The organism is Paenibacillus sp. 01T47 (assembly GCF_056398245.1).
Window position 1 is genome coordinate 76,042 of record NZ_JBFTPA010000006.1, and the last position, 24,969, is coordinate 101,010.

26 protein-coding genes are annotated in these 24,969 nt (G+C 47.7%); 24 read left to right on the forward strand and 2 right to left on the reverse strand.

All coding sequences use genetic code 11. The features are described 5' to 3' along the window. Window positions 1–20: 20 nt before the first annotated feature. The 19 genes from AC1DOV_RS14080 (at window position 21) to spoVM (ending at window position 18,140) form a co-directional block, all read left to right on the forward strand. Complete coding sequence (locus tag AC1DOV_RS14080; protein ID WP_477550260.1) at window positions 21–1,910, forward strand: bifunctional homocysteine S-methyltransferase/methylenetetrahydrofolate reductase; 1,890 nt, start codon at window positions 21–23, stop codon at window positions 1,908–1,910. 326 nt (window positions 1,911–2,236) lie between these two features. Beyond that, on the forward strand, window positions 2,237–2,497 hold the full coding sequence (gene remA / locus AC1DOV_RS14085; RefSeq protein ID WP_005548256.1) for an extracellular matrix/biofilm regulator RemA: 261 nt from the start codon (window positions 2,237–2,239) through the stop codon (window positions 2,495–2,497). 13 nt (window positions 2,498–2,510) lie between these two features. Next, window positions 2,511–3,128, forward strand: a complete 618-nt coding sequence (gmk, locus tag AC1DOV_RS14090; protein ID WP_441886903.1) for a guanylate kinase — start codon at window positions 2,511–2,513, stop codon at window positions 3,126–3,128. Window positions 3,129–3,144: 16 nt separating this feature from the next. Further along, complete coding sequence (gene rpoZ, locus AC1DOV_RS14095; protein ID WP_053375625.1) at window positions 3,145–3,354, forward strand: DNA-directed RNA polymerase subunit omega; 210 nt, start codon at window positions 3,145–3,147, stop codon at window positions 3,352–3,354. Between the two features lie 267 nt (window positions 3,355–3,621). Then, complete coding sequence (locus tag AC1DOV_RS14100; RefSeq protein ID WP_477512345.1) at window positions 3,622–3,882, forward strand: hypothetical protein; 261 nt, start codon at window positions 3,622–3,624, stop codon at window positions 3,880–3,882. Window positions 3,883–3,906: 24 nt separating this feature from the next. Beyond that, the gene (locus tag AC1DOV_RS14105; RefSeq protein ID WP_477550261.1) at window positions 3,907–4,452 is read left to right on the forward strand and encodes an NUDIX domain-containing protein; all 546 of its coding nucleotides are present in this window, start codon (window positions 3,907–3,909) and stop codon (window positions 4,450–4,452) included. 111 nt (window positions 4,453–4,563) lie between these two features. Further along, entirely contained in the window at window positions 4,564–5,088 is a 525-nt protein-coding gene (locus AC1DOV_RS14110) for a YfiT family bacillithiol transferase (protein WP_076268265.1), read from the forward strand. Between the two features lie 256 nt (window positions 5,089–5,344). After that, window positions 5,345–6,556 carry a bifunctional phosphopantothenoylcysteine decarboxylase/phosphopantothenate--cysteine ligase CoaBC gene (gene coaBC, locus AC1DOV_RS14115; protein ID WP_477512361.1) on the forward strand — a complete coding sequence of 404 codons (1,212 nt, stop codon included), beginning with the start codon at window positions 5,345–5,347 and terminating at the stop codon, window positions 6,554–6,556. Further along, window positions 6,556–9,048: a primosomal protein N' gene (gene priA / locus AC1DOV_RS14120; RefSeq protein ID WP_477550262.1), complete on the forward strand. Its 2,493-nt coding sequence runs from the start codon at window positions 6,556–6,558 to the stop codon at window positions 9,046–9,048. The genes coaBC and priA overlap by 1 nt, the downstream gene beginning before the upstream one ends. A 42-nt stretch (window positions 9,049–9,090) precedes the next feature. Next, window positions 9,091–9,576: a peptide deformylase gene (gene def / locus AC1DOV_RS14125; RefSeq protein ID WP_218639590.1), complete on the forward strand. Its 486-nt coding sequence runs from the start codon at window positions 9,091–9,093 to the stop codon at window positions 9,574–9,576. A gap of 4 nt (window positions 9,577–9,580) precedes the next feature. Beyond that, window positions 9,581–10,537, forward strand: a complete 957-nt coding sequence (fmt, locus tag AC1DOV_RS14130; protein WP_477550263.1) for a methionyl-tRNA formyltransferase — start codon at window positions 9,581–9,583, stop codon at window positions 10,535–10,537. Beyond that, a complete protein-coding gene (gene rsmB / locus AC1DOV_RS14135; protein ID WP_441881419.1) occupies window positions 10,534–12,045 on the forward strand; it encodes a 16S rRNA (cytosine(967)-C(5))-methyltransferase RsmB in 1,512 nt (503 codons plus the stop codon). Before fmt ends, rsmB begins: the two co-directional genes overlap by 4 nt. 101 nt (window positions 12,046–12,146) lie before the next feature. Beyond that, entirely contained in the window at window positions 12,147–13,193 is a 1,047-nt protein-coding gene (rlmN, locus tag AC1DOV_RS14140; RefSeq protein WP_076268270.1) for a dual-specificity RNA methyltransferase RlmN, read from the forward strand. Between the two features lie 7 nt (window positions 13,194–13,200). Further along, a complete protein-coding gene (locus tag AC1DOV_RS14145) occupies window positions 13,201–13,962 on the forward strand; it encodes a Stp1/IreP family PP2C-type Ser/Thr phosphatase (protein WP_076268271.1) in 762 nt (253 codons plus the stop codon). A 5-nt stretch (window positions 13,963–13,967) separates the two neighbouring features. Further along, window positions 13,968–16,076 (forward strand): Stk1 family PASTA domain-containing Ser/Thr kinase, encoded by a 2,109-nt coding sequence (gene pknB / locus AC1DOV_RS14150; RefSeq protein ID WP_441881414.1) that lies wholly within the window; start codon window positions 13,968–13,970, stop codon window positions 16,074–16,076. Continuing rightward, a complete protein-coding gene (gene rsgA / locus AC1DOV_RS14155; protein ID WP_339208838.1) occupies window positions 16,027–17,001 on the forward strand; it encodes a ribosome small subunit-dependent GTPase A in 975 nt (324 codons plus the stop codon). The genes pknB and rsgA overlap by 50 nt, the downstream gene beginning before the upstream one ends. A gap of 5 nt (window positions 17,002–17,006) precedes the next feature. Beyond that, window positions 17,007–17,651 carry a ribulose-phosphate 3-epimerase gene (gene rpe, locus AC1DOV_RS14160; protein WP_430055067.1) on the forward strand — a complete coding sequence of 215 codons (645 nt, stop codon included), beginning with the start codon at window positions 17,007–17,009 and terminating at the stop codon, window positions 17,649–17,651. Between the two features lie 11 nt (window positions 17,652–17,662). Then, the gene (locus AC1DOV_RS14165) at window positions 17,663–17,938 is read left to right on the forward strand and encodes a hypothetical protein (protein WP_076268274.1); all 276 of its coding nucleotides are present in this window, start codon (window positions 17,663–17,665) and stop codon (window positions 17,936–17,938) included. A gap of 121 nt (window positions 17,939–18,059) precedes the next feature. Beyond that, window positions 18,060–18,140, forward strand: coding sequence for a stage V sporulation protein SpoVM (spoVM, locus tag AC1DOV_RS14170; RefSeq protein ID WP_010345573.1), 81 nt, complete (start codon window positions 18,060–18,062; stop codon window positions 18,138–18,140). A 99-nt stretch (window positions 18,141–18,239) separates the two neighbouring features. Here spoVM and rpmB read toward each other — a convergent pair whose 3' ends face one another. Beyond that, entirely contained in the window at window positions 18,240–18,428 is a 189-nt protein-coding gene (gene rpmB, locus AC1DOV_RS14175) for a 50S ribosomal protein L28 (protein WP_053375639.1), read from the reverse strand. Window positions 18,429–18,721: 293 nt separating this feature from the next. Here rpmB and AC1DOV_RS14180 point away from each other — a divergent pair, with 293 nt between their 5' ends. The 5 genes from AC1DOV_RS14180 to AC1DOV_RS14200 all read left to right on the forward strand — a co-directional run bounded on the left by AC1DOV_RS14180 (window position 18,722) and on the right by AC1DOV_RS14200 (window position 24,170). Further along, window positions 18,722–19,081, forward strand: coding sequence for an Asp23/Gls24 family envelope stress response protein (locus tag AC1DOV_RS14180; RefSeq protein ID WP_076268275.1), 360 nt, complete (start codon window positions 18,722–18,724; stop codon window positions 19,079–19,081). Between the two features lie 56 nt (window positions 19,082–19,137). Further along, entirely contained in the window at window positions 19,138–20,865 is a 1,728-nt protein-coding gene (locus tag AC1DOV_RS14185) for a DAK2 domain-containing protein (protein WP_477511468.1), read from the forward strand. A gap of 33 nt (window positions 20,866–20,898) precedes the next feature. Continuing rightward, window positions 20,899–21,753, forward strand: a complete 855-nt coding sequence (locus tag AC1DOV_RS14190; protein WP_477550264.1) for a DegV family protein — start codon at window positions 20,899–20,901, stop codon at window positions 21,751–21,753. 7 nt (window positions 21,754–21,760) lie between these two features. Continuing rightward, window positions 21,761–23,812, forward strand: a complete 2,052-nt coding sequence (gene recG, locus AC1DOV_RS14195) for an ATP-dependent DNA helicase RecG (RefSeq protein ID WP_076268278.1) — start codon at window positions 21,761–21,763, stop codon at window positions 23,810–23,812. Window positions 23,813–23,882: 70 nt separating this feature from the next. Then, window positions 23,883–24,170 carry a stage VI sporulation protein F gene (locus tag AC1DOV_RS14200; RefSeq protein ID WP_076268279.1) on the forward strand — a complete coding sequence of 96 codons (288 nt, stop codon included), beginning with the start codon at window positions 23,883–23,885 and terminating at the stop codon, window positions 24,168–24,170. 62 nt (window positions 24,171–24,232) lie between these two features. On the opposite strand, the gene AC1DOV_RS14205 is transcribed toward AC1DOV_RS14200, so the two are convergent. After that, window positions 24,233–24,928 carry an SOS response-associated peptidase gene (locus AC1DOV_RS14205; protein ID WP_076268280.1) on the reverse strand — a complete coding sequence of 232 codons (696 nt, stop codon included), beginning with the start codon at window positions 24,926–24,928 and terminating at the stop codon, window positions 24,233–24,235. Between the last annotated feature and the right edge of the window lie 41 nt (window positions 24,929–24,969).

Sequence of the window (24,969 nt, forward strand, 5' to 3'; positions counted from 1 at the left end):
AGATGGGTGGTATGAATATAATGAAACCGGATTTGAGGGAAGCGCTCCAGCAGCGTATCTTGACCGGGGACGGCGCGATGGGAACCTATCTATATCAGATGGGGTTCCCTGTCGGCGTTTCTTATGAGGAAATCAATACGAACCGTCCCGATGTAATTGAAAATATTCACCGTCGCTACTATGAAGCTGGCGCACGCGTAATTGAGACAAACACGTTCTCAGCCAATCTTGAGAAGCTCTCGAAATATGGCTTAGAAGACGAAATGGATGCAATTAACCGTGCTGGTGTACGCGCAGCTCGTGCAGCGATCGGCAATGATGCTTATGTTGTAGGCGCTGTTGGCTCCATTCGAGACGGCAAGCTGAAAAATTTACGAACAGCTAAAGTAATTGAAGCCTATCAGCGGCAAATGCATGCGCTGCTTGATGAGGGCGTGGATGGTCTTTTGCTGGAAACCTTCTATGATCTTGATGAAATGCTGCTTGCCCTTAAGATTGCTAGAGCAGCGTCGAATGTTCCTGTTATTTGCCAGTTTGCAGTCGAGGATGTTGGCCGCACGCAGGATGGGAATGGCATGAAGGGAGCCTTCGATTTACTGCAAGATGAGGGCGCTGATATGGTTGGATTTAATTGCCGCAGCGGCCCGAATGGGATTATGAGAGCGATCGACTCGATAACGGGGCCAGTTGGCTTACCATTATCGGTATATCCGAACGCAGGTATACCCGACTATATTGATGGCAAATATACGTATCCCGCAGGACCTGAATATTTTGCAGAGACAGCCTTGCGCTTTGCAGATCGCGGCGCTCGCTTGATTGGCGGCTGCTGCGGTACGACTCCTGAGCACATTAAGGCAATTGCCGAGGCGCTAGATGGTTACGTTCCACAGCTCGGACAAGCAGCTGTTCATACGGCTGCAGCAGAGAGAATTGTTGTAAAGCCAGTTGAGAAATCAGCTGATACAGTAGACGCTGCGTCACTGAAACAAACGGTGCAGGAGCCTAACATTGTAGATTTGGTCCAGAAGCGCCACACCGTTATTGTTGAGCTTGACCCGCCGCGTGATTTGGATATTCGCAAATTTATGGCTGGTGCTGCTGCTTTGAAGGAAGCAAAGGCGGATGCGGTTACGATGGCTGACAACTCACTGGCTGTTACGCGAATGAGCAACATTGCACTCGCAGCGCTTGTCCAGGAGAAAGTAGGCATTCGTCCGCTCGTGCATATTGCTTGCCGAGATCGCAACTTGATTGGTACGCAGTCACATATGATGGGTCTCGATGCTCTCGATATCGATCACGTGCTCGCTGTGACTGGAGATCCTGCCCGATTTGGCGACTTGCCGGATTCGAGCTCGGTTTATGACCTTACTTCCTTCGAGATGATTCGTATGATTAAGCAGTTGAATGATGGAACAGCCTTCTCAGGCAAGCCGCTCAAGCAAAAAGCGAAGTTTGTTGTAGGCGCCGCATTTAATCCTAATGTGAAGCATTTAGACAAAGCGGTCCAACGGCTTGAACGTAAAATTACTTCGGGTGCAGATTACATTATGACGCAGCCTGTCTATGACCCAAGCTTAATTGAGCGAATCGCAGAATCAACGAAGCATTTGTCAGTACCTGTATTTATCGGAATTATGCCGCTGGCCAGCGGACGGAATGCCGAATATTTGCATAACGAGGTGCCTGGTATCCAGCTATCTGATGAGGTTCGCCAGCGCATGGCGGGTCTTGAAGGGGAAGCGGGCCGAGCGGAAGGCGTGCAAATTGCAAAGGAGCTGCTCGACGTTGCTTTGCCGCATTTTAATGGCATATATTTAATCACACCGTTTATGTTCTATGATATGGGTGTTCAGCTTACCAAATACGTTTGGGAGAAGACTGAGCGTACACAACTAAATCGATAAAATAGATGCGAAAACAGCCTTTTTTTGCTTGTTTTCGCATTTTCGCTTGTTCGTTCGTGAAAAATCAATTAAAATGAATCATGGATACAGATGCCGCACATGTTCAGCGTGGTAAGGACAGGCTGCCTAAAATCGTTTATAATGGCTTCTAAAGCCTGTAACGGAAGTATGTCCGACACTTTTTTCGTCAACAATAGTGCAGTAGTTCTGTCGGTATTTGGCAAGAACGCGAACTTGTCGTATTCACATTTATAAAATATAAAAGGTATTTGAACATTTGTAGACAGATGCACAAGGGAAGACCGTAGGCGGAGGAGGAACGAGGCTTGGCTATTAAACTTATTAATATCGGATTTGGTAATATTGTATCTGCAAATCGCATTATATCAATCGTAAGTCCTGAATCGGCTCCGATTAAAAGAATCATTCAAGAAGCGCGTGACCGACATATGCTGATCGATGCTACATATGGTCGTCGCACACGGGCTGTAATTATTACGGATAGTGATCATGTGATTTTATCGGCGGTTCAGCCAGAAACAGTTGCGCACCGATTATCCACTAAGGACGACGATAACGACGAATAGTACGGGGAGTAATATGGATAAGGGATTGTTAATTGTATTGTCCGGCCCTTCAGGGGTTGGCAAAGGAACGGTTTGTTCGGTTCTTCGCAACAAGGTTCCTGAGCTGGTTTATTCTGTGTCGGCAACGACCAGGCTACCGCGTCAGGGTGAAGTAGATGGCGTGAATTATTTTTTCAAAAGCAGAGAGCAGTTCCAAGATATGATTGCGCGTGACGCACTTTTGGAGCATGCTGAATATGTTGGTAATTACTACGGTACACCGCGTGATTTCGTTGAACGAACTTTAGAGAGCGGCAAGGATGTTATTTTGGAGATCGAGGTACAGGGAGCGCTTAAGGTGAAACAAAAGTTTCCCGAAGGTATTTTCGTATTTCTGTTGCCGCCGTCTTTGGATGAGCTGAAGCAGCGAATTACCGGACGTGGTACTGAAACATTGGATACGATCAATAATCGCATGTCTGTGGCCGTTGAAGAAATGAATTTGCTCGGTCACTACGACTATGCGGTATTGAATGATGAGATAGATGCTGCATGCGATCGTATTCGCAGCATCATGATTGCAGAGCATTGCCGCAGAGAAAGATATTTACCTTACGTTTCGGGAATGGTTGCCGCAATTGAGAAAGCATGAGTGAGGAGAATGAACGATGTTATATCCGTCCATTGATGAAATGGTGAAAAAAGTTGACAGTAAATACACGCTTGTCGTAGCAGCTTCAAGACGCGCACGCATGCTTCGCAACGGAGACAAGTCGGAGCTTAAAAACCCGCGCTCTCGCAAGTATGTTGGTGTGGCACTAGAAGAAATTTACGGTGACATTCTCCAAGTGGAAAACCTAGCAACAAAAGAGGATTAAGATCTGTTTTATTATAGTAAACAGAACAGCGGAGTGTATACTGGAGACAGTATTACACTCCTTTTTCTTTTTTAATGCGCACAATTTTTGAAAGGAGCAATCCTGTGGATCCCATCTTTTTTACGATTATAATTATGGTTGTTTTCTTGTTTCTATTGTCATTTATTATCCGAGATTCGATAAACTCGTCTAAATTGACAAAGCAAGTGGAAATGCTTAATACAGAGATCCAAATGCTGAGGAAAGAAATCAAAGAGAACAAACATATTGTTGATAAGCGAGTTTGAGCAGGTCATAACGTTTCAAAGAGAGGCTGTGAGTGCGAGAATGATGGCAGATGAACAGGAACTCCGCGAAATAAAAGAGTCATTAGACAAGCTCGATGAACAGGTCAAGCGGATCGTTGCTAAGCCAAGACACAAACGCTCAGGATGGATGAACTTTGTTATTGGCTTTCTTATTGTGCTTGTAGGGATTGGCATGTCAGTTGGAATCTTTGAATTTCTGAAAATGATGAATAACCAATAATAGTCGATAAGGACGAACATCAAAATGAACATAAGCCTGCAATCTTTTCCAACATTATCTAAAGGTATAGTATGGGGTTTGGTTGAAAATTGTTTCTCTCTTGATTACGAAGTGGCGGAAGAATCTGTTAGCAATATTAGCATCATACCTATGGTTGGCGATCAATATGTAGTCATGAAGCTAGATGACGGAAGATGGGAACTTGCCGGAGGGACTTTAGAGCCTAACGAGCACCATATGGATGCCCTTGTTCGTGAAGTGAAAGAAGAACTTGGTGCAGAATTGGTTTCTTATACGTTGTTTGGCTGCTTTCAATGCCGCTCGTTTGCTGATGAGCCATATAGGCCGCATATTCCGCACCCACATTTTGTGCGGCTAGTCGGCTATGGCGAGGTTAATCTGGTGGAGGCACCGCTTAATCCGCCAGACGGCGAGCAAGTCATTGCCGTTGATGTCGTGGATATTGGCGAGGCAGTAGGTAGGTTCGAGCAAATAGGCAGATATGATATTGCCGAGCTGTACAAGCTTGCTCATCAGTTAAGAAAAGCAGCGCTTAATCAAGGGAAATAAAACATAAATTACAGCTTGAAATGTGAATGGATTACTTAGAATTTTCTGCCGCATATGATATGATAGAAGCAGTGTTTGCAGGTGCAGGACGAATGAACAGGAGGGAACGGAATGGACAAATTACGTTATCCAATTGGCAGGTACTCGTTCGAGGGAATGACGGTTAAGCAGCGTGAACAATGGATTGTAGAGATTGAGAAGCTCCCAGGACAGCTAAGAGCAGCTTTGGCAGATTTGGATGAAGACATGTTGAATACGTCTTATCGAAGCGGCGGATGGAGCTTGCGCCAAGTAGTTCATCATTTGGCAGATGCATCGATGAATAGTTTCACACGATTCAAGCTTGCCCTGACGGAGTCCAATCCGACGATTAAGCCTTTTAACGGGGAACGCTGGGCAGAAACCGCTGACAGCCTGCAAGCATCGACAGATATCAGCTTAGCGATTGTAGAGGGTATTTATGCACGATGGGTATTGCTGCTTCGTTCAATGAATGCTTCAGATTTCGAAAAAATGTTCTATCATCCAGAGAAGGGCAGTCAAATTGGATTAGCTTATTTTCTTGGATTTGTAGCTTGGCATGGCAAACATCATGTTGCCCAAATTACAAGCTTAAGGGAACGCAAGGATTGGTAGTACAATTCGTAATTATCAATGACAAATAAAGTTACACATTTCAAATAATATAACATGATAAGCTAGATACTTATTATGCGGCTTATCATTTTATCGCGTAACGAGCTTATCTGCCATTGGGCGGCTTCTGCCGTTTGCATTTGAAATATAAAATTTGATGTTAACATATTGTGAAAGCAGTTTATATTTCATCATGAAACGGACTATTGCCGCCAAAGGATGGGTTTTGCTGTTTGCGCTTGACGGGAGATACACCATGCTAAAAGGAAAAACAATTATACTCGGCATCACAGGCGGAATTGCAGCCTATAAAGGCGCAGCGCTTTGCAGCAAGCTGGTGCAGGCGGGCGTTAATGTGAACGTCATCATGACTGAATCGGCAACAAAATTTATAACGCCGCTCACGCTGCAAACGTTATCTCGCAATCCCGTATATATCGATACGTTTGATGAGAGAGATCCTGCGGTAGTTTCTCATATTCATTTGGCTGATCATGCGGATTTAGTCGTCATTGCTCCGGCTACTGCTAATGCAATAGCAAAGCTAGCCGGAGGTCACGCTGATGATATGCTTAGCACAACGCTGCTTGCTGCTACTTGTCCGGTACTCATAGCGCCAGCGATGAATGTACATATGTATGAGCATCCAGCCGTTGTCCATAATTTGGAGCTGCTGGCGTCGCGCGGCGTGATGTTTGTTGAGCCTGGCACCGGGCAGCTCGCATGCGGCTATGTTGCCAAAGGACGCCTTGCCGAACCGGAAGATATCGTAGCTGCAATCGACTCGTGGTTTAGCAAAAACGGTAAGCTAAAAGGGAAAAAATTGCTTGTTACTGCAGGTGGAACGATTGAGCGACTGGACCCGGTAAGATATTTGACCAATGACTCGTCAGGCAAGATGGGCTTTGCAATTGCTGAGGCGGGGCTGATGATGGGCGCTGATGTAACTTTAGTTGCGGGCCGTACATCAGCAGAGCCTCCTGCAGGTGTGAAGGTCATTCGTGTGGAGTCCGCGCAGCAAATGCTTGAAGCTGTAACGAGCATCTATGACGACATGGATATTGTCGTGAAGTCGGCAGCGGTAGCCGATTATCGAGCGGTACATGTAAGCGATCAGAAGATGAAGAAAAAAGGCGAGAAGCTCGTACTCGAGCTAGAGCGTACAACGGATATTTTGGAGACATTGGGACAGCACAAGCAGAAGCAGTTTCTTGTTGGTTTTGCGGCAGAAACGGAGCAGATCGAGCATTATGCGATGGACAAGCTGCGCCGCAAGCATTGCGACCTCATCGTTGCTAATGATGTAAGCAAGGACGGAGCGGGCTTTAACGGAGATACCAATATTGTGCAGGTATATGGCGCAGAAGGACTCGTGGAGAAGATGCCGCTATTGTCTAAGCGTGAGGTTGCGAATCGCTTGCTGGAGTTGATTGCAGGGCGGCTAGTGTCTCCTGGAGGGAACGGCTAATGATTGCTAAAGTAATTGTTGACGTGCCGAGCCGCCAGACGGATCGGCCGTTTGACTATGAAGTGCCTGCAGCCTTTGAAGATTGGATTGAGGTCGGCAGCCGCGTTGGCGTTCCTTTTGGCGGCCGCGTCTTGCAAGGGTTTGTCACGGAACTGTCGGAGACGACCGATGTTGCTATAAATCGATTAAAATCGATTTCAGAGCTGCTCGATCATGTTCCACCTTTATTGCCGGATCTTATTGAACTTGCGAAATGGATGAGCGATAAATATTGTTGCTCATGGACGACAGCGCTTCAGGCTATGATTCCGGCAGCCTTGAAGGGAAAGGCTGAACGGCTGGTTGGCATTCAAGACGAAGAAGCAGCAATGGTGGATCTGCCGCCAGCTATGCTGGAGTGGCTAGGCAGCAGTGGACAGCTTGTTAAACTTGAAGTGCTGCTGGAGCGTTTTCCTGAGCATGCAAAGGCCGTCAAGGCTGCTCTTCGCGAAGGTGTGCTGGTCGAACAAACTTCAATTCGCGATCGACTTGCTGTACGCAAGGTGCTGACCGTATATGTGCCAGATAATGTGGAGGCTGTACGCGTACAGATGGAAGCCTTGCCTTCTCGTGCGGCTAAGCAGCGTGAAGTGCTTGCCTTTATGCTGGAGCATGGCGGACCACTGGCGCTGCAGCAGCTGCTCACTTTGGCAGGGGGCTCTGCGGCAAGTGTTCGTTCACTCGCAGAGAAAGGGCTGCTTGAGCTTAGAGAGGTAGAGCAGCAGCGCGATCCTTATGCGGGTAGAGAATTTGAACGAACGACTCCACTAGAGCTGACAGAAGGCCAGAAAGATGTTTATGACCGTATCGTTAGAGCAGTTGATGCAGGCGAGCCTCAGACGATGCTGCTGCATGGTGTAACGGGAAGCGGGAAAACGGAAGTTTATTTGCAGTCTATTCAATTTTGCTTGGAGCAGGAGAAGCAGGCCATTGTACTCGTTCCTGAAATTTCGCTGACGCCCCAAATGGTTGAGCGTTTTAAAGGACGGTTTGGCGACGCAGTTGCTGTGCTGCATAGCCGGCTTTCGAATGGCGAGCGATACGATGAGTGGCGAAAAATTCGCAGCCGCCAAGTTCAGGTAGCCATTGGCGCACGCTCCGCTATTTTTGCACCATTTGAACGAATTGGGCTTATTATAATTGATGAAGAACATGAATCCTCCTATAAACAGGAGGAAAGTCCGAAGTATCACGCTCGTGATGTGGCGGTCAGAAGAGCGAAGCAGCATGGAGCGGCAGTCGTTCTCGGTTCGGCAACGCCATCGCTGGAATCCTTTGCAGCGGCTAGCCGGCCGCTGTCTGCCCGGGACGAAGGCCGCGAGCCGGCATTGCTGCCAATGCCTAGCCGTGTAGGCGAAAGACCGCTTCCGCCGGTTGCCGTTATCGACATGCGCGAGGAGCTGAAGGAAGGCAACCGCTCGATGTTCAGCCGCTTGCTGCACAGCTCGCTTGCTGAACGTCTCGAGCGCGGAGAGCAATCGGTGCTGCTTCTAAATAGACGCGGTTACTCAACATTTGTGATGTGTAGGTCTTGCGGCTATACTGCAGCTTGTCCCCACTGCGATATTTCATTGACCTATCATCAGAAATCACGGGCGCTGCGCTGCCACTATTGCGGGCATGCCGAGCAGGCCCCAACCACATGTCCTTCTTGTCAAAGCGAGCATATTCGTTATTTTGGAACTGGAACGCAGCGGGTTGAGGAAGAGCTCTCGAAGCTGTTCCCGGGCATTCGTGTTATTCGCATGGATGTGGATACAACTACAGAAAAGAATTCGCATGAAAAGCTTCTGAAGCAGTTTGGCGAGCGTAAAGCGGATGTACTGCTCGGTACGCAAATGGTAGCGAAAGGTCTTGATTTTCCTTTTGTTACTCTAGTTGGCGTAATTGCTGCCGATACATCGCTTAATTTGCCTGATTTTCGCGCTGCAGAACGAACGTTTCAATTGCTTACACAGGTTGCGGGACGTGCAGGCAGGCATCATTTGCCAGGTGAAGTCGTCATTCAAACCTATGCTCCCGAGCATTATGCTGTAGTGACCGCTCAGCAGCATGACTACACTGCTTTTGTGAGTGAAGAGCTGCGTCATCGCAGTGCAATGGGCTATCCGCCTTATTGCAGACTGATTCTCGTTACGATGTCTCATGAGCAGCTGCCGCTGCTATCTTCCATTAGTGAACGATTTGCTTCTGATCTGCGAGAATTAGCGGAAAATGAAGGCGTCCTTATTTCGCTAAGCAGCGGTTTTGGTCGAGCACTGGAGGTGCTTGGGCCAGTAGCATCGCCGATTTCAAGAATGAAAGATCGCTACCGTTTTCAATGTGTGATAAAATATCGTGGGAGTATCGATGCTTCGGCCCTTGTTCGCAAGGCACTCATCCCGTTTACGGATGGTCCGCCGCAGCGCCAGGTGCAATTCAGTATTGACGTAGATCCACAAGTTATATTATAAATAGCTATTACTATTTTAATGAACGTAAAGGAAGGGAATACTATGAGTATCCGTATAATTGTAAAAGAGCCAGATCCGGTATTGCGGGAAGTGGCGAAGGAAGTAACGAAATTTAATGCAAACTTGCAAAAGCTGTTAAAAGATATGGCTGAAACGATGTACGATGCAGAGGGAGTAGGTCTTGCTGCGCCTCAAATCGGCATTTCGAAGCGTGTTATTGTAGTAGATGTAGGCGATGAGAATGGTTTGGTCGAGATGGTTAATCCCGTCATCGTAGAGCAAGAAGGAGAGCAGCTTGGTCCTGAGGGCTGCCTTAGCATTCCGAATCTTAATGGCGACGTGCTGCGTGCTGATCGCATTGTGGTAACCGGACAAGACAGCAGCGGACAGACGTTTACCGTTCAAGCATCTGGTTACTTCGCGCGCGCGTTCCAGCATGAAGTTGATCATTTGAACGGCATATTGTTTACCGATTTGGCGGAGAGCATCTACGACATTTCGGAAAGAGCTAGAAAAGGCGGCGAATAGCTTCATGCGTATCGTATTTATGGGGACGCCAGAATTTGCCGTTCCCTCTTTGAAGCTGCTCCTTGAGCAGCAATATAATGTTGTCGCTGTTGTAACACAGCCTGATCGGCCGAAAGGCCGGAAAAAAACGCTGACGCCGCCGCCTGTAAAGGAAGCGGCGTTGTCGCTTGGACTGCCAGTTCTCCAGCCTGAGCGCATGCGCAGTGCGGAGGCGGTTGCAATGGTTGCTGAGATGCAGCCGGATCTGATTGTAACGGCAGCTTACGGCCAAATATTGCCGAAGGCGCTGCTGGAAATTCCTCGACTTGGATGCATCAACGTGCATGGCTCGCTGCTGCCGAAATATCGCGGCGGCGCACCTATACAGCGTTCGATCATTAATGGCGAGAGTTCAACTGGCGTGACGATTATGTATATGGCAGAAGGACTGGACACCGGCGATATGATTAGCGTCGTGGAACTTCCAATTACCGATGAGGATACATCGGGCACGATGTTTGAGAAGCTGAGCATCGCAGGTGCTGAACTGCTTGGCAAGACGCTTCTTGCAATCGTTGCTGGAGAAGTAAAAGCCGAGCCGCAGCAGCATGAGCGAGCAACCTATGCGCCGAATTTGACCCGCGATGATGAACGAATTGATTGGACAAGACCTGCGCGTGCCATCTTTAATCAGGTGCGAGGATTGTCGCCAATGGCCGGCGCCTTTACGTACTTAAACGGAGAAGTATTCAAAGTGTGGAATTGCGGAGTTCCTTCGGCAGCCACAGCAGCTAAAGCTGCTGCTGAGCCAGGAACCGTAGTTGCCGCAGACAGCAGCGGCATTCATGTTCAAACGGGTGAAGGCGTACTAGTGCTGAAAGAAATTCAGCCCGCTGGAAAAAGAACGATGACCGCAGCAGATTGGCTTAAGGGTGCTCGCTTAGAAGCGGGCACACGATTAGGAGATGGTGGAGCAGCATGACGGAAAGTACACAAAAACCAAGTCCAAATCGCAATAGCAGCAACCGAGCAAAAGGAAAATCCGGAGCGAAAGCAGGTCATAAACGACCTGCTGCCGGCGGGCAGTCTGCTCAAAATAACCAGCAACCGGGACCGCGCAAGGTGAAATCTCCGCGTGAGCTGGCAATGGATACATTAGTAAAGGTTGCACAAACCGGTGCATACAGCAATTTGCAGCTTAATCGCACATTGCAGGATGCAGGTTTGCAGAGAGCGGACGCCGGGCTTGTTACCGAGCTTGTTTACGGCACGATTCAGCGACAAGTGACGCTTGATTACTGGCTTAGCCGCTTTGTATCCAAAGGGCTGAATAAGCTTGAGCCTTGGGTACATCAGCTGCTTCGAATGAGTGCTTATCAGCTATTGTACTTAGATCGCATTCCGGCACATGCTGCTGTGAATGAAGCCGTTACGATTGCAAAGAAACGCGGACATTCCGGTATTTCAGGTATGGTTAACGGCGTGCTCCGCAGTATTGATCGCGGACGAGCTGAGCTGCAGCCAGCTGAAATTAAACATAAAGATCCAATTATGCAAATTGCGCTGCGGCATTCCTATCCAGAATGGCTTGTAAGCCGCTGGGCTACGGCATACGGTTATGAGCAGGCAGAAGCTATCTGCGCTGCGGGCAATGAGCATCCGCATACAAGCGTTCGCGCTAATACACTAAGAGGGAATCGTGATGAAGCGATCGAGCTTCTAAAAGCAGCAGGATATGAGGCTGAGCCTTCTGTCATTGCTCCTGCAGGTATTACGATTAATCGCGGAGGCAATCTGGCCGATACGGACGGATTCCGCGAGGGTGTTTGGTCGGTACAGGATGAAAGCTCCATGCTGGTAGCTGAAGTTGTAGCGCCAAAAGCCGGCATGCAAGTGCTGGATTGCTGCGCGGCACCAGGTGGAAAGAGCGCGCATTTGGCAGAATTGATGGGCGGCAAAGGCAAGGTGTGGGCGAATGATTTGCATGCGCATAAACGTGATTTAATCGTGACGCAAACCGAACGCTTGAAGCTGCGCAATGTTGAAGCGATTACCGAAGATGCTCTCAAATTAGGCGAGCGCTTCAAACCGCAATCGATGGATGCCGTGCTGCTTGACGCACCATGCTCTGGATTCGGCGTTATTAGACGCAAGCCGGAAATCAAATGGACTAAAACCGCAGGCGATGTATCGGATATCGCTGCCATTCAACAGCGTTTATTGCATTCAGTATGTGATTTAGTGCGCCCTGGCGGTGTGCTTGTTTATAGCACATGTACGATAGAGAAGGAAGAAAATGAGCAGCAAGTAGCTCGGTTTCTGCAGGAGCATCCTGAATTTGAATTGGATCGCAATTGGCCAGAGGCTATCGTTGATCAGTTGATGAAAGCTGGAGCCATCGATGAGCATTTTAATGGACAAGCGCAGCTGCTTCCACAGCATTTTGACAGTGACGGATTTTTCATAGCAAGGATGGTAAAGCGTCCATAATCGCTGCTTATGGCTGAACATGGGCGTTTGTGGTAAAATAAATCGATGGCGGTGTTCAGCTTCTATGAGCCGCCCTACTATAAAGGTACAGGTGTGATGAAATGAAACCATGCATATATGACTACACGCTCGAACAGCTTCAACAATGGATGACAGATAATGGTGAGCCAGCATTTCGCGGCGGACAGCTGTTTGATTGGTTATATGTGAAGCGGGTAAAGAGCTTTGAAGATATGTCCAACCTATCGAAAGCCCTTCGCGATAAGCTGGAGGAGAACTTCCAAATTATTACACTTAATGAGATTACAAAGTTTGAATCGAAGGACGGAACGGTGAAGTTTCTATTCGGACTTCATGATGCCCACGCGATTGAGACTGTTATTATGCGCCATAACTACGGCAACAGTATTTGTGTAACGACACAGGTCGGCTGCCGAATCGGCTGTACGTTTTGTGCTTCGACGCTTGGCGGCTTGAAACGCAACTTGACTGCGGGCGAGATCGTAGCGCAGGTTGTTACAGCGCAGATGATGCTTGATGCTACCGGAGAACGTGTATCCAGCATCGTTATTATGGGTTCTGGGGAGCCGTTCGAGAACTATGATGCAACGATGGCTTTCTTGCGTATTATGATCCACGAGAAAGGCCTAAACATCGGTCAGCGTCACATTACGGTTTCGACTAGCGGCATCGTGCCGAGCATGTACAAGTTTGCCGAGGAGAATACACAAATCAACTTGGCACTATCGATCCATGCACCAAATGATGCGCTTCGCTCAAAGCTAATGCCGGTTAACCGTCGTTTTCCTTTTGCTGATGTAATGGCAGCTTGCCATAACTATATTGCGAAGACTGGCCGGAGAATAACATTTGAATACGCCTTGATCGGCGGTGTTAATGATCAAGCTGAGCATGCGCAGGAGCTGGCAGACGTGCTGCAAGGAATGTTGTGCCATGTTAACTTGATTCCTGTAAACCATGTCCCTGAACGCAATTATGTTCGGACTCCGCGCGAGGACATCTTTGAATTCCAGCGTGTACTTGAGAAAAATAAAGTGAGTGTAACGATCCGCAGGGAACAAGGGCATGACATTGCAGCTGCATGCGGCCAATTAAGAGCAAAACATATGGAGTCTCAGGCGAGGTGATGATTGATTGTTAACGGCAAACCGCAGTGATATTGGACGGGTTCGTCATGTCAATGAAGACCAATCATGGGTAAGTCAACTGAATAATGGAGTAACGCTTGCCATCGTAGCTGATGGCATGGGCGGCCATCAGGCTGGAGACGTTGCAAGCCAGAGGGCAGTTGACGCTTTCCGAAGCATGCTGGAGAAAAGCGCCGCTAAAGAGGACTTGTCTCTGCAAGAAGGAAAAATGCTCATAAGACAAGCGATTTCGCAGGCGAATGACGCTGTCTTTGAGCTTGCTTCCCAGAACGAGCAGTATCGGAATATGGGTACTACGATCGTGGCCGCTTTAGTGAAACAGGACAATGCTATTATAGGCCATGTGGGAGACAGTCGCGCTTACAAGATTACCGAGGGCGTCATTACACAATTAACGAATGATCATACACTTGTGAATGAATTGGTCAAGTCTGGCCAGCTTAGCGCAGAGGAGGCTGCTCACCACCCAAGGCGCAACGTATTGACTCGTGCAGTTGGTACGGATTCTCAAGTTGAAATCGATGTTCAAGCGGTAGAGTGGTCCGCACAGGACGTGCTGCTGCTGTGCAGCGATGGATTATCAAATATGGTGAGCGATCAGGAAATGCTGCAAACGGTCACGACGGATCAACTTGAGCTGGATGCAAAAGCTGATCATCTCATTTCGCTTGCGCTGCAAGCAGGCGGGGACGACAATATAACTGTCGTACTTCTCCAAGAAGCAGCTGGCACGAATCGAGAGGGGTGACAAGGATGATTGGACAGGATTTAGGCGGACGTTATGAAATATTGACTCGCATAGGCGGCGGCGGGATGGCGCTTGTGTATAAAGCGCATGATGTGCTGCTTAATAGAAAAGTCGCAGTGAAGGTGCTGCGGCAGCAATTTGTGCATGATGAAGAATTTATTCGCCGATTCCGTCGTGAAGCACAGTCAGCAGCTGCGCTATCTCATCCGAATGTCGTCAGCATTTATGATGTAGGACAAGAAGAAGATACGCATTATATCGTTATGGAATATATAGAAGGCCATAATTTGAATGAAATTATACAAGAACGAGCGCCGTTGCAGCCAGATGAAGCGGTGCGCATTGCTATGCAAATTGCAGATGCGCTTGATCACGCGCATCAAAATCACATTATTCATCGTGATATTAAGCCGCATAATATATTAATTGGCAAAAATGGACGTGTAAAGGTTACGGATTTTGGTATCGCAAGGGCGGTTACTTCATCCACGATTACACAGACAGGCTCGGTTATCGGATCGGTTCACTATTTTTCCCCTGAGCATGCCAAAGGAATCAATACCGGAGAAAAGTCTGACTTATATTCGCTTGGCATCGTGCTCTATCAAATGCTGACAGCTAAGCTGCCGTTTCTTGGCGAGAGCCCAATCAGCGTAGCTTTGAAGCATTTGCAAGAAAATTTCGAGGAGCCACGAATCGTTAATCCGCATATTCCGCAAAGCGTTGAAAATGTTATTCTCAAAGCGATGCGTAAAAATCCAAGTGAACGTTATAATTCAGCACATGAAATGCTGCTAGATTTGGATACCTGCCTTCGTCCCGATCGGTTGAAGGAACCCAAAATCACATTCGCACATGTTAATGATTTGGAAGAGACGCGAGTGATGCCTGCTATTCGCGGCGATATTCGGCCAACAGAAAACACACAAGAGATCGCGCGGCCTGTCAGCTCGGCAAATGATGAGCAGCAAAAAGAAGTTGAATTGCAGCCAAAGTCCAAGAGCTGGAAAAAACCGCTTACTGTCGTAGGTGTTACACTGCTCATACTGGCGATTATTATATTTGGCTTCATCAAACTTCTTGGGGTGCTTGATGTTGCAGAAGTAGACGTGCCTACTGTCGTAGGCAAAACCGAAATTGAAGCGCGTCAAGCGATTGAGGGCGCGGGGCTTAAGATAGAAGATCCAACCATTCGCGAGCATAACAAGGAAATTCCGAAGGATCAGGTTATAAGTCAGTCAAAGATGAATATGCGAGTCAAGGAAGGCTCCCTTATTCAATTAACGGTGAGTGACGGACCTGAGCTGGAAGAAATTGATAATTATGTTGGGAAAGCGTTGCAGACCGCTATTGATGAGCTTATTACACTTGGGATAACAGAGGATCAAATCGTAATTGAAGATCCTATTTTCAGTGAAGAAGCTCCAGATACGATCATTCAGCAGTCGCCAAAACCGGGTGAAGCCTACAATCCTGAATCGGTTGAATTTAAATTCGTGGTCAGCAAAGGCCGCGAGACCGTTGAGATGCCTAACTTAATTAACAAGCCGCTTGATGTAGCCAAGGATTTAATCAAAGCATACGAGCTTACATTAGACAAAGCTGATATTTTGTATGCTTCGAGTTATTTGCATGAGAAGGATCATGTCATTAGCCAAAGTCCATTCCAACCTAATGAGAAAGTAACCAAAGGGGAAAAAATTACAATCACTGTCAGCTCAGGGCCACCAGCCGATGCGAAAGAGCATAAGTTTAATATTATGATTTCACCGGCGGAAGCAGGCAAAGCAAGTGAAGTTCGAATTGAATACTCCGATGCACGCGGTGAAAATATCGTATCAGAGAAACGTAAAATTACAGGAATGGAAACCTTCGTAGTTACCGTTCTTGTCTCACCGGATACGGAAGCCAGAGTAACGGTATTCCGAGACAATCAGTTTATTGATATCAAAACAATTACGTACAAAGAAATAGTCAATGGCACGAATTCATCCAATTTGACTATTCCGGGTAATGAAGTGAAGGAAACAGAAGCGCCGACACAAACGGAGGTTACCCAAAACAATGATGAGCCAATCGAAGAAGAGCAGCAGCAAGAGCAGCAACAGCCATAATAGCAAAGAGGGTCATCTCAAAGGCACGATAGTAAAAGCGCTCAGTGGCTATTACTACGTAAGAGCGGAGAATGCGGCGTCGGACTCGGCAACAGTCCAATGCCGCGCTAGAGGCGTCTTTAAGAATAAGGGCTTAACGCCGCTTGTAGGCGATGCAGTGATGTATAGCTTGACGGAGAACGGTGAAGGAACCGTCGAGGAGCTGCTGCCTCGTACATCAGAGCTTATTCGACCGCCAGTTGCGAATATCGATCTTGCGATTCTTGTGTTTTCGGTTACAGAGCCTGCTCTCAATTTGCAATTGCTGGATAAGTTCCTTGTGCATATCGAGCATGCAGGCATACCAGCAGTATTATGCTTAAGCAAGCAGGACTTAGAGAAAGACGGTTTGGAAACGGAGGAGGCGCAAGCTGCGGCTGCCTCCGTTAATCGTATATACAGAGCACTTGGATATGAGGTGTTCGGGACAAGCTCTCGTTTGGGAGAAGGCATTGCTCCATTTCAAGAAAAGTTGAAAGGCCATATGGCCGTATTTGCCGGACAATCAGGCGTAGGCAAGTCATCACTGCTTAATGCGATCGTTCCTGGTCTTAAGCTGGAGACAAATGAAATCAGCAATCGTCTTGGACGAGGCAAGCATACAACGAGGCATGTGGAGCTTATTGAAATTGGAGGCGGCTTAGTCGCTGATACACCAGGTTTCAGCCAGCTGGACTTTCAGGAGCTGGGTATCGAAGATTTAGGTTATTGTTTTGTAGAAATGCGCGAGCTGTCTCCCGATTGTAAATTCCGTGGGTGCACGCATGTAAGTGAACCAGGCTGCGCCGTGCTTGCTGCGGTTGAGAGCGGGAAAATAGAAAAAAGCAGGCATGACCACTACTTGCTGTTTTTGACGGAGATGAGAGAGAAAAAACGGAGGTACTAACAACTATGACGATTATTGCCCCTTCCATATTATCGGCCAACTTTGCAAGGCTAGGAGAGGAAGTTCAAGCTGTCGAAGCGGCAGGAGCAGATTGGATTCACATCGATGTGATGGACGGTCATTTTGTCCCCAATCTAACTTTTGGACCGCCGGTCATTTCAGCTATCAGGCCTGTGACGAAGCTTCCTTTTGATGTGCATTTGATGATTGAACGTCCGGAACTTTCAATTGAGGACTATATTGCAGCAGGCGCGGACCGCATTACTATTCATGCTGAAGCTTGCGTGCATTTGCATAGAACCGTCCATTACATAAGAGAAAAAGGACTGCCTGTGGGCGTAGCAATTAATCCGGCAACACCTGTATCTGTTCTGGAGCCTATTTTGCATGATCTTGATCTCGTGCTTATTATGACGGTTAACCCTGGATTTGGGGGTCAGAAGTTCATTCCTTATTCGCTTGTGAAGCTGCGCCAGCTTCGTGCGATGCTGGAGGAGCAGGGACTAGATGATGTTCATGTCCAGGTTGACGGTGGTGTTAATCAAACAACGGCAGCAGTCATTCGTGAAGCTGGCGCTAATGTGCTTGTGGCAGGAAGTGCCGTGTTCTCAGAGGTAGACCGAGCCGCGGCAATCGCGGTATTGCGCTAGGAGGTACTGCGATGAATGAACGGTTGAAAACAACACTCTGGCTGTTGATGTATACATTTCTTGCCGGACTGCTGCTAGCGCTATTCTCGATGATATCGGATTTTTATCGGTATCTCTTCTCACTGCTCGCATTGTACGTGGGCATTCGCTTTTTCCGGAGATTTGAAAAGCTAGGCATGCGAATCGCTTTTTTCGCGCTATCGATAGTATTTTATTTACTAATTGCTGTCGTTGGAGCGGCTATTATATATATAAGAGATAATCCAATGCCAATAACGGGCGCATAATAGGCTTTCCCCTCAGACGCACTATGGAATAGGACAAACTGACGACGCATAGGATGTTTACATGAGCGTAGTAATGTTGTCACGGATAAATTCGATGAGCGTGTCTGAGGAGGGATGAGGCATGAAATTTTATACAATCAAACTGCCTAAATTTTTGGGCGGGTTCGTAAAGGCGATTTTGAATACCTTCCAAAAAAATTAGGTCTAGATGCTGCAGGACACCCTTCGGCCGTGATCGTAGAAAAGCAAAAAAAAAAGCACCTGAGCGCTCAGGTGCTTTTGTCTATGGCCATTGCCATCATTATACGCGTGTAACTTTACCAGCTTTAAGTGCGCGTGTGCTAACATAAACACGTTTCGGTTTACCATCAACCAAAATGCGAACCTTTTGCACGTTTACGCCCCAAGAACGACGAGTTTTGTTGTTTGCGTGGGAAACGTTGTTACCTTTACCAGGTGCTTTACCTGTAAGAAAACATTTGCGGGACATGACTACACCTCCTTTAAATCTTGCTTGAACAAAACGGATTCCATTAATATGGCTTCGTTATGCGTGAGGAAAATTTCATTCGTAAGCGAAATAACATTTAAACACACTTGAATATCGTATCACAAACATTGGTTCTGTTCAACCTAAATATAAGGACAAGGATGTTCTTTATCGCTTTTAAAGCGAGCAACCATGCAGAATAACTGGATTTATTGAACAGACTTCTATAAAGGAGCCGTTTATAGTACAATAATACTTAGTCCATAATACATACAGTAAGGGAGTGTATTTCCATGCCAATGCAGCTAAGCACAGAATTAGGTTCCATACATGTCTCAGACCATTGCATAGCCATTATTGCGGGCTCTGCGGCCATGGATTGTTATGGACTTGTCGGGATGGCTTCACGCAAACAGCTAAAGGACGGAATTGCCGAGTTGCTCGGACGAGACAATTTGACTCGCGGCGTTGAAGTTAGACGAGTAAATGAAGAATTGCATATTGATCTCTACATCATCGTAAGCTATGGAACAAAAATTTCCGAGGTAGCGCATAACATTCAATCCAAGGTAAAATATGTGCTGAACGACGTAATCGGTCTACAAGTGGAAGAAGTCCATATAATTGTGCAGGATGTCAGGGTACTTAAGTAACAGGGAGGGAAATTTCGTTGAGTAAGCGCTTTATAAACGGATCTGATTTTACCGCAATGGCACTGCTCGGCGCGGATTATTTACAGCGAAACGCAGAGCACGTTAATGCATTAAATGTATTCCCAGTGCCGGATGGCGACACGGGAACAAACATGAACTTAACGATGTCCTCAGGCGTTCGCGAGCTGCGCAGCAAGCCGTCAAGCAGCATTGGAAAAACGACAGAAGCCTTATCTAAGGGGCTGCTGATGGGGGCTCGGGGCAATTCCGGCGTTATCTTGTCACAGCTGTTCAGAGGTTTCTCCAGGTCGCTTGCCGGTCTTGAAGAAGCGGGAACGGTGCAAATAGCCGCTGCTTTGCAATACGGTGTTGACCTCGCTTATAAAGCTGTCGTAAAGCCTGTAGAAGGAACGATTCTTACCGTTGCCAAGGAAGCTGCGAAGCATGCCGTTCAGTACGCCCGTAGAACGAGTGACGTGGCTGAGTTGATGCACGAGGTGCATCAGAAGGCATATGAAGCTTTGCAGCGTACGCCTGATTTATTGCCTGTACTAAAGCAGGTTGGCGTAGTCGATTCTGGCGGACAAGGTCTCGTGTTTATTTATGAGGGTTTCGTACGCAGCCTAGCAGAAATCGATGGCCAGCTTGATACTTATTCGATGCCGTCAGAAGCAGCTCCACCTGAAGAAGTGGCTGTTCCTATTATCGTGCCACCAATTCGCAAGCAAGAGCCGATCTCGGCACAAGCACGCTTAGCGACGGAAGCTATTGAATTTTTATACGATATGGAATTTTTTATCAATCGCAAGCTAAGCGGACAAGCGGGAGCGTTTTTTGATGAATCCGCTTACAAACGTGCTCTTGGGAAAGATGGAGACTCTATATTGGTCATAACAGAAGACGATATTATTAAAGTTCATGTACACTCTCGCAAACCGGGAGACGTACTGAACCTATCGCTTCCTTACGGAGAATTAACCGATATTCATATTCTTAATATGCGCGAGCAGCATCGTGATTTACTTGAGCATGAGGCAGAGGATTCAGCCGTTGTTGACTATTCTGCAGCAGAACTGCTTGCAGGGCAGGCCGTACAGGGAGTTCCGCCTGGTCAAGTATTTGAATGGGCGCCGTTTGGAATTATTGCTGTTGCTCTAGGCGAGGGGATTACGAACATTTTCCTCGAAAATGAAGTGGATACGGTATTGTCTGGTGGTCAGACGATGAATCCGAGCACAGAAGATTTTGTGAAGGCGATCGAGGCTCTGTCAGCAGAGCATATCTATATATTACCGAATAACGGAAATATTATTTTGGCAGCTGAACAAGCTGCTGAGCTTAGCGAGCGGAATGTTACGATTATCCCAACTCGCACGATACCTCAGGGTTTAGCCGCTGTACTTGCTTTTAAGGAAGACGAGACGGCTGAACGAAATAGCGCATGGATGAAAAACGCTGCTGAGCAGGTTATGTCGGGACAAGTAACAAAGGCTGTGCGAGATACGACCATTGAAGGTGTGGATATTCGCGAGGGCGATTACATCGGCATTAAAGAAAAGACGATAGTTGTATCCAAAGCAAGCTTGCTCGAAGCCTGCCAATCGCTCATTGCTAACATGCTCGATGCAGGTGGAGATTTGCTGACGATTTTGTCAGGTGAGGATGCGGAAGCGACAGAAACGGCGTCGTTATGCGAATGGATCGGAGAGCAGTATCCTGATCTGGAGCTTGAATTGCAAAAAGGCGGACAACCGCTGTATCCGTATGTTTTTGCTTTGGAGTAAATGTAATCGTTCTAACAATGGGAGGAAATGGCCATGGGAAAGGTCCGAATAGTAACGGATAGCACATCTGATATTCCGGAAGAGGTCAAGAAGCGCTTGGGGATATCGGTAGTTCCCCTTAAGGTGCTGTTTGGCGAGGAGACGTTTCTAGATGCCGTGACGATTACGTCCGAACAATTCTACGAGAAGCTTGCGCAGTCATCTGTTCTTCCTACAACATCTCAGCCATCACCAAACGAGTTCTCAGAAGTATATGAGCGCTTGCTTGCGGAGGACGCTGATTCACCTATTATTTCTATTCATTTGTCGGCCGCGCTCAGCGGTACGTATCAATCGGCTGTCATTGCTCATTCCATGCTCGAGCAAGAAGCGGATATTACGATAATCGATTCTAAATCTGCTTCATACGGGTTCGGACTACGTGTTGTGAGAGCTGCCGAAATGGCACAAGCAGGCGAATCGAAAGAACGGATTATCGAAGAGATTGAGCGTCTTGAGCGCAGTACTAATTTATACTTTCTAGTCGACACGTTGGAATATTTGCAAAAGGGCGGAAGAATTGGCAAAGCATCCGCGCTGATCGGTTCGATTCTTAACATAAAGCCTATCTTATCTTTGGACAAAGATGGGGTTGTGCTAGCTGTAGATAAAGTGCGCGGCTCTAAGAAGGCGATGGCTCGTATTATTGAACTATTGAAACAATCGTATGGCGATGAGCCGGTCGGTATGACTATGGCTTACTCTTTCAGTAAAGACACAGCTGAGGATTTGTGTGATCTATTGAAAGCCCAGTTCAATGTACAAGAAATGAACTGGACGACGGTAGGTGCTGTTATCGGCACGCATACGGGACCTGGCACATCGGCCGTGTTTATGTACAGGATGTGATCGTAAAATGACTCTTGATCAAATTTCTGTTCGGCAAATCAAAGGCGTGAGTGCTCCCAAGGAATTGGAGCTTCACGCCTTTGGCGTGAGAACAGTGGCGGATATACTTGATTATTTTCCATTTCGCTATGAGGATTATCGCATTCGTGAGCTGACCGATGTAAAGGAAGGCGAGAAGGTGACGGTTCTAGGACATGTCCGAGGCATTCCAATGCTGCAGCGATATGGAAAAAGCAAATCAAGATTAACATGCAAGGTTGAGGTTGGGCAGTGGCTCGTGACGGCAGTCTGGTTTAATCGGCATTTTCTGCAGGACCAGCTTGTCATTGGCCGTGAGATTATGCTTACGGGCAAGTGGGAACAACAGCGCCTGCAAATGACGATATCGGATTCGGAGTTTCCTGGCAGCGGCGGACCGGCTAAATCAGGAACGCTGCAGCCGGTTTATTCGGTAGGCGGAAGCATCACACAGCCTTGGATGCGGAAGACCGTGCGTCAAGCGTTGACGCAATATGGGTCGATGATTGAAGAGATTTTGCCGTTTGAGCTTGTGGAGCAGCATCATTTGATGCCCAGACGCGACGCGGTGCATCGCATTCATTTGCCGGATGATACGAAGGAAGGACTGCAGGCGCGCAAACGATTGGTATACGAGGAGCTGTTTCTGTTTCAGTTGAAGCTCCAAGCGTATCGGGCTCTTAATCGCAAGCGGAATGATGGCATCGCACATCGAATTGAGAGTGAAACGATTCGTCAATTTGCCGCAACCCTTCCGTTTGAGCTGACAGATGCTCAGAAGAAGGTCGTTAATGAAATTTGTGTCGATATGAGAAGGCCGTCCTGCATGAATCGGCTGCTTCAAGGTGACGTTGGCTCCGGCAAAACGGTTGTGGCAGCTATTGCACTGTATGTTGCGGTGAAATCAGGTCATCAAGGGGCTTTGATGGTGCCAACAGAAATACTGGCTGATCAGCACATGCGCTCGCTTACAAAAATGTTCGCAGAGCTCGGAATTGAGGTTGCTCTTCTAACGGGAAGTGTAACAGAGCGCAAACGCAGGGATGTGCTTGCGGGGCTTCAAATGGGCATGATTGATATTGTCGTTGGAACGCATGCTCTAATTCAGGACGATGTTTTTTTTCGGAGCCTTGGGCTCGTCGTTGTGGATGAACAGCATCGTTTCGGTGTCAATCAGCGGAGCGTGCTGCGGCGCAAAGGGATGAACCCCGATGTGCTTACGATGACAGCAACGCCGATTCCGAGAACAATGGCGATTACCGCATTCGGCGATATGGACGTGTCGACGATTCGCGAGCGGCCGCATGGGCGCAAGCCGATTAAGACGTATTGGGTTAAGCACAGCATGATGGAGCGTGTGCTCGCTTTTATAAGGAAAGAAGTAAATAAGGGGCGTCAAGCTTACATCATCTGCCCGCTGATCGAGGAGTCGGAGAAGCTCGATGTGCAAAATGCGATTGATCTGTATGTGCAAACGCAGCAGTCGTTTCCAGATTTGCGGGTAGGCCTGCTGCATGGACGCCTTTCAGCTGCGGAGAAAGAAAGCGTGATGGGTGCTTTTGGCGCAAATGAAACGCATGTGCTTGTGGCGACGACGGTCGTTGAGGTAGGTGTCGACGTTCCTAATGCGACACTTATGATCATTATGGATTCGGAGCGATTCGGATTATCCCAGCTGCATCAGCTGCGAGGACGTGTAGGGCGGGGAGAGCATCAATCACATTGTATATTAGTAGCTGATCCGAAATCAGAAACGGGACGCGAGCGAATGAAGGTCATGACGGACACGGATGACGGATTTGAAGTGTCTAAGCGGGATCTTGAGATTCGTGGTCCGGGCGATTTTTTTGGCACGAAGCAAAGCGGATTGCCAGAGTTTCGTTTGGCCGACATGGTTGCTGACTATGAGCTGCTGGAGCTTGCTAGGGATGATGCCGCTGAATTAACAGGACGAGATGATTTTTGGACGAATGAGTCATTCGTTAGATTGCGCAGCTTGCTGGAGCAGGATCAATTTTTTCAAGGGGAACAGCTGGACTAGGCAATATTCACCTCCTTTCGGCATATAGTTTAACGATGTGACTGGATTGCCTGATGGAGGTGTCAACGAAGTGAGTTACCAAAACTATGGGATTAAGCCTCAGCTGGTCGAGCGTGTTAAATACAAAATGAAAAACCCTGCTGTGAAGGAACGGATTAGGGACCTGCTAGGAAATGTGACCAAATACGATTTGCAAGATCGGCCAAAGGTTAGACGGCTTGTGAAAGCGGCGTCCGTTATTTTGCAGGAGCAGCTTACGGATACACAGGAAGATCAGATTGTTGCTTTCATTATGGCGCAAAAGATTGACCCGAACAACACGTTTCATTTGCTGAAACTGTGGGGGATGTTTCGCTGACCGCTTTGGTCAGCGATTTTTTTTTATTTGGCAACGGGAACATCGTTCCGCTTGGTTTGCTGCTACCATAGCTCGAGCTGCTCGTCCACTTCAATGCGCTCGATTAAAGAAGAGTCGTCGTTTCGGACGCTTCCGACTGCAAGGGAGACAGGGTAAGCTTCAAGCTCATGTGATGAGTATGGCTTAAGGAGTGGAGTGATCATCTTAACGTCCGTTACTGCGCGATTCAGCCACAGCTGCTCTGCCTCGGGCCGCAAAATGACCGGCATGCGATCATGAACCTCGGAAACGAGCTCGTTTGGCGTAGTTGTTAGAATCGTACAGCTATTTATTTTGGTCCCTTCAGGAGAAATCCAGGTCTCGTACAGACCGGCCATGCTGAATAAGGAGCGGTTCTTAAGCACAAAGCGCATCGGCTGCTTGCCTTGTGCTGTTGTTTTCCATTCATAGAAACCATCGGCAGGGATGAGGCAGCGCTTGCGCTGCAGCGGGGCCTGAAAGGCAGGTTTGCTCGCTGCTGTCTCTGATCGAGCATTCAGCATCTGGAAACCAATTTTCGGATCATCCGCCCATGGCGGTACAAGTCCCCACTTCAGCTCGCCTAGCCGATTATTTTGGCCATCATTTATAATGGTCAGCACCTGCTGGCTCGGAGCTATATTATATTTCGGACGGTGAAAAGGTACCATCGTTTCTTCGATCATATACCTAACCATCAGCTCTTCCAACGTAACTGTGAGTGTATACCTTCCGCACATGGCTGTCATCTCCTTTCTAATGCTTTTATTATACATCGTGT